Source organism: Paraburkholderia sp. NMBU_R16, from assembly GCF_013282575.1.
Lineage (GTDB): Bacteria > Pseudomonadota > Gammaproteobacteria > Burkholderiales > Burkholderiaceae > Trinickia.
Genome location: NZ_JAAAYE010000115.1, coordinates 1 through 5,816 on the forward strand (window position 1 = coordinate 1; position 5,816 = coordinate 5,816).

The window sequence follows — 5,816 nt, forward strand, 5'->3', positions numbered from 1 at the left end:
ATGGAACCGCTCGGCTATATCCCACCCGCTGAAGCTGAGGCAAACTATTACCGGCAACTCAGCAACGGAGTTGCGATGCCGGCATCAACTTAAACCAACCAGCCTCCACGATTCCCGGGGCGATTCACATCTGCGAATGCTGCCGGCGGGAGTGGCAGTGCACATCGATATGCAGATCAGGTGCCGTCGAGAACAGGCGCGGCCTCTGTGCAACCAGAGCGGCGCCAATATCCAAACGCAGTGTTCGACGGAGTTCCGCCGAGACGTCCCGCTACGCCTCATCCGTATGGGTCGACATCTACGTCTCAGTCGCACCGTGGGCAGTCAGGATATCCGCGTCAGCCGGGATATTCAGCTACCTCGCGATATGCGCCTCAGTTGCCGCGTAGTCGTAGTGAACGTTACACCCCAATGCTTGAGGGACTTGTTGCCAAAATTCCTGCGCCGGATGTTGATAGCTTAATAGAAAAAATAAACAATGGTCAATACACATCCTCGACACTCGACCTGACGCAATCTGGGGCGTTGAGTTCCAATAAGATTGACAATTTGATTGACGCGATAAAGTTTAGCGAAATAAGCTCAGTTAACATGAGCTCGGAGGTTACCTACTGGCAGGCGAACAGATTGATCCAATATTTGACTGATCGACAAATATCTCTCAGGGCACTGACCTTGCCGGAAACAAATCGGTTTAATGTCCCATTAAAGTCTGAGCTAGAGCTACAGTATCGGCAATACCAATCGAAAAGTGGAAAGCTTTGCAAGCTATATTGGCGTTAGCCGTTCACAACGCGAGCGTATCAGTGACATTCACGGGGGCGCAGTAAGAATCGTTCGTTCGTGTTCGACGTCCGCATTTCGCGCGTGTGGGAGGAGCGTCCGTCACCCTCGTGGTCTCCTGAAGCGGTTACCAAGTCGCATGTACCGCAGAAGGTGTAACTGCATGAGACTGTCCTCCCCATCGGCTCCATCCTCTCCCGCGACGGTCGACGGTACGACGAACCCGAGAGGGGCATCTAGATCCCGAAAGGCGTCAACCACCATGAAGCCAGCGGTGCCATCGGCACCGCTGGCCGGTTTGACATCGCGGGCGAGTGACAGCGCGCGGGAGGGATCGACGCGGCTCACGGGCACTTCACCGTCCGATCGACAGCCTCTGCCTTTGGTTCGTGACCCAGACCGGTCCGCAGCCGTTGCAAAGGGGTTAGCATTGTCTCAAGTGACTGAGGCCGTTGGAAAGTTCGCGACGGAGCAACTGGAATACGTGAGGCTCACCCACCACCGCTACGACAGCGTTGTGGGGCACGCAAAAAAAATCGGGCCGCTCTTGAGTGAAATACGCAAAGCGATTCGGAACACCAGAAATAGAGCGCTTTCTCCATTGATACTGCGCTTGGGCAACGATGCGGCGCGAATGGATAGGAAAGCTGAATCCGTTCATGGATCGCCACTGAATGAATTTGGAACCGCTCGGCATACGCTCAAGGGCTTTAACGCTGACTTGACGAAAGTCGATGTGGCCTGCCGTAACATGGTGGAAGTGACTGACAATCTTGCGCGAGTGCATGAAATGCTGGCGCAGATGATCAGCATCGAAATCGGGAGCGGGCAAATCGCCATTTGCCTTGGACGATCGACAGAAGATGATCTTGATGGCGCTTTAGAGAAACTGAAACAGTGCGATAGCGACGCATCAAGAGCTTTCGATGCGTTCGAGGCCCTCGTCGGCTGCTGCGAAAAAGATCTTGAAGAGCTGGGAGCTGCACCAGCCGGAGACGGCCGCGTTGTTCTTGGACAACTGTGGAGCGGGGCCATCAAAATGTCGCTTCCAGCCTACTGCCATGATGTGCTTACAGCCAGGATAATCCTTAACTATACGTATGAGAAATTAATCCAAAAGGAAATTGCGAGGCTCGCGCAAGGTCGCGAGATTGTCGATGCCTCGATGACGGACATACCGGGCGAAGGGGATAGGCAAAAAAAACTGGCGGTTGGCAGCGGGATGTGGGATGAGCGTGCAGAGGTAATCATAAATTTGCGGGATTTATGTGAGAATTGTCGCGGTTTCGCGCTCCGGGTCGATAGATGTTTGACGTCGATTGAGCAGCTTCGTGGAAGTCCCGGCCTCAGCAATGAATACCTTTTTCAACAAAAAGCGTCTTTGATCGGATCGAGTGAACGGATCAACCTTCTGGCGCTCGAGCAGGTGGAGCAAACACGCCCGTATGCAATGGTTCTGAACCGGAGCGCAAAGGGGGTCGATGCTGCGACTTTCGACGCATTCGTGGAGGTAGCGTGGGATATGTCGTCGCGTATCGACGCACTCCTTAAGAACATCGTGCAAGGCATGTCCGAGTTCCCGGCAAACGGATTGGACGATTTCGTTCGGGCGGGAGACGTGAAGCGGGGGCGTGTCTCCGAACTCTTGGCGCAGCAATGCGATGAAATAGGAGCGGACATTGCTTGGCTTAGCCGGTCCGTAGCTGAGGAAAACGTCGGTCTCGTTGAGCCGGACCTGGCTGCGTTTGCGCTCGATGAGTTGGAATCGGTAATCGCGCGGATCGGTGTCGATCTGCAACGGAACAGTGTTATTGCGGATGCGACAAAAAAATCGAGGGGGCAAAAGTGGCCGACTTCGCTTGACCAAGAGGTTAAGGCAGACGCGAATAGTCCTCTGGTAGAGGACTATGGCGTATCCGCGATGGAACGCTCGGTCTCGGACGACAATGCCGTAACGAGGGCTATCACGCTTCCCAAAGCCAATCGTCCGGGAACGAAAATGGTGTCACGCCGGCGCCGTGTAACCAAGCAGCAAGTACGGCCGCGGGTGAGCCGAGCGCCCGAGGCGAATGGAGACCAGAGCGCTTTGAAGGCGGCGCGTGACACGCTCGGTCATCCGAGCGCGCGGAACTTCGACATTGGGCCGTGTCTCGCCTATGCCGAGGAACGTGCGCTAACGCTGCGCCAAAAATGCGACGAGAGTGGTTTCTACCTATTGAGCGGCGGCGATGTGCTCAGAGTTTTCGGTCATATCTGTGACACGCTTCAAGCGATGAAAATGAAGGGTGAGACGCGCATCAAGAAGATCGACGAGGCAGTCGAAATAATTGCGGAGTGTGTTTCGGGTGCTGCGTTGTCTGACATGAAACGCGGTGCCGACGAGACGAAGCTCGTGCTTGAGAAGAAGATTGTGGAGTTGTCAGCGCGTATTGACGCGCTGCAAAAGGAAGCCCGCAATCAGCAGATGCTGCAGAATCTGAAGCTATTTGCACAAAGGCCTACACGCGAGCTCTTCGTCTGGTTGACCGAAAACGACCCCGATAGCCTTGTTTCGGTCGAGAAGTCGGTTGACCGGCAGAAGCTGAGTGGCAGGACGCCGGACGGCAGGTTGCGGGCTCACGATGACTACTTCGACGAGTATCTGATTTCTCTAAGGGATAAGCAAAACATCACGTATGTCAGCAGCAACGAGCTAACCGGAAAATCCAGGTTGCATGCACCGACCGTGCAGACAACGACCGTAGTAGATAAAGTGGCCTTGCATGTGCATTACCCCGCTAAGGATGCCAAACGTCCCAGCGCGTGCCACTTCAAGATCGAGCCACAAAGATACCTGTCTGGACGGGGCGCGTATCGTTCAGGCGACAGCGCCGCACTGATGGCCGGTGTTCTGAAGGCGGTCGACGACATGTCGCGTGGGGCGCATTCCTCGGTTCGCCCCGCAAGGCGATCACGCTGACTGAAACCCTGTGTCGCACGCGAGTGACAAGCCTTTGGTCCTTGACCTGGCGCCGCCCGTAGTCATGTGACGCCGGCCTGCGAAATTCGATTCGCGTGTCGCGCCCGAACTTCGCAGGCAAATCGGGCATTTCCAGCATCGAATCAACACTGTGTATGCGTTCCGGATATGCGGGATCACGAGGCAAGTGCTGTCGTGACGGGTTTCACCCGGCTGATGAGTTCTAGCTTGTGATTTCCCGCTTGACGGGAAGCCGTTACTCCCACCAATCAACAATGCTTTGATAGCCAAGCCAGGAACCAGGAATGAACAAACGCAGCTGGATCGTACCGTCAATCTTAATGCTGGCGACAGCAGGCCTCTTGTCCGCGTGCGGCGGCGGCGACTCGAGTTCGCCTGCTTCCCAGTCTCCATTCACGTCCACCATTCTCGTGTCCGACGGCAGCGTCACGTCTGCGCATACTGATACAAATCTGCAAAATGGTTGGGGTGTGGCATTCAATCCGACCGGGACGTTCTGGGTGTCGGACAACGGAGCACACAAGTCGTCGCTGTACGATGGAAACGGCGTTGTGCAGTCGCTGGTCGTGACGATCCCGGACGGCTCACGCGGCCCCGCTGGACCGACAGGAATCATCTTCAATTCAACTTCGGATTTTGCTATCACTGCCGGGGGGGGGGTGACGAACAAGGCGGTGTTCATGTGGGCAACGGATGCTGGAACGATAGCGGCCTGGTCGCCGAAAGTCCTGCCGACTCAGGCGGTGACTGCTTTTGACGACGGAGCAGGTGGCGCGATCTACAAAGGCCTGACGGCAGCGACCGTCAACGGCCAAAACCTGATTTTTGCGGCTGACTTCCACAATGGGAAGATCGATGTACTCAACGGTTCATTCCAGAAAGTACAACTGAGCGGTCAGTTCCATGACCCGAATCTGCCAGCTGGGTTCGCACCATTCGGCATCCAGGCCATCGGTAACAACATTTTCGTCACCTACGCGAAGCAGAACGCTACCGCCTCTGCGCAGGTCGTGGGCTCGGGCCAGGGTGTGCTCGACGAGTTCGATACCAGTGGGAACTTTATCCGACAGATTGCGGCGGTAGGCGGGCCCTTGAACGCTCCATGGGGCATGGCGCTCGCGCCAACGAATTTTGGACCGCTCAGCAATGACTTGTTGGTCGGCAATTTCGGCGACGGCACGATCGAGGCCTTTGATGTCAATACGGGCAACGACCTTGGGAAATTGACTCGGAACGATGGCAGCGTGTTCACGCAGCCGGGGCTGTGGGGAATCAGCTTCGGCAACGATGTCGACAACCAGCCCAAGAACACGCTGTTCTTCGCGGCCGGTCCCTCGAAGACGACGGGTGTATTTGGCCGTATTGATCTCTTGGCGAACTGAATTCTTGCGGTAAGGCGTAGTGGCTATTTATCAGCAAGACGCGCCTTGGTAGCCTACTTTTTTTAATCCATGAGGTCGATTGACATGATTCAAACTTTTACGAAGCGGTTTTTCCAGATTGCGGCCGGCGCGGTACTTATTGCCGGATCTGGCATGGTCCACGCGGCAGGAAGCGTCAGCTTTCTCCAGCCCGCGAACGGTGCGACGGTCACGAGCCCTGTGCATCTGAAGTTTGCTGTTTCAGGCATGCGAGTGGCGCCTGCCGGCGATATGAGCGAGGGAACAGGGCACCACCATTTGTTGATTGACGGCGGTCCCGTTCCGACCGGTGACGTCGTGCCGGCGAACGACCATGCCATTCACTATGGCAAGGGGCAGACCGAGACCGACGTTGTGCTGCCGCCGGGTGCGCATACGCTGACCCTGCAATTTGCAGACGGAGCGCACCGCTCCTATGGCCCCGCGATGAGCCAGACCATCAAGGTGGATGTCAAGTAGAGATATTGCGACTCGGTGACGCCGATTCGATGCTCCGTTTGCACTCCATGGGGGTGACCCGTTTCCGAGGACGGTTAAGCAGTTGAATTTCGACCGGGCTGATGTCCTCCAGGTTGAGTGGTTGTGCGAGTTGTCCACGGTCGGTCGGCGGGTCGCCTATCACGACCACGACG

At 56.1% G+C, this 5,816-nt stretch carries 4 protein-coding genes; 3 read left to right on the plus strand and 1 reads right to left on the minus strand.

What is annotated here, in order from left to right; all coding sequences use genetic code 11:
• Positions 1-1,213 precede the first annotated feature (1,213 nt).
• From GWC77_RS26710 to GWC77_RS26720, 3 genes are all read left to right on the plus strand, one after another.
• Positions 1,214-3,742, plus strand: a complete 2,529-nt coding sequence (locus tag GWC77_RS26710; protein WP_173262210.1) for a hypothetical protein — start codon at positions 1,214-1,216, stop codon at positions 3,740-3,742.
• A 305-nt stretch (positions 3,743-4,047) separates the two neighbouring features.
• Positions 4,048-5,145 carry a TIGR03118 family protein gene (locus tag GWC77_RS26715; RefSeq protein WP_173262213.1) on the plus strand — a complete coding sequence of 366 codons (1,098 nt, stop codon included), beginning with the start codon at positions 4,048-4,050 and terminating at the stop codon, positions 5,143-5,145.
• A gap of 84 nt (positions 5,146-5,229) precedes the next feature.
• Positions 5,230-5,643 carry a DUF4399 domain-containing protein gene (locus GWC77_RS26720; RefSeq protein WP_173262216.1) on the plus strand — a complete coding sequence of 138 codons (414 nt, stop codon included), beginning with the start codon at positions 5,230-5,232 and terminating at the stop codon, positions 5,641-5,643.
• On the opposite strand, the gene GWC77_RS29195 is transcribed toward GWC77_RS26720, so the two are convergent.
• The coding region (locus tag GWC77_RS29195) for a hypothetical protein (RefSeq protein WP_217283423.1) at positions 5,636-5,816 on the minus strand (181 nt) is incomplete at its 5' end. The genes GWC77_RS26720 and GWC77_RS29195 overlap by 8 nt on opposite strands.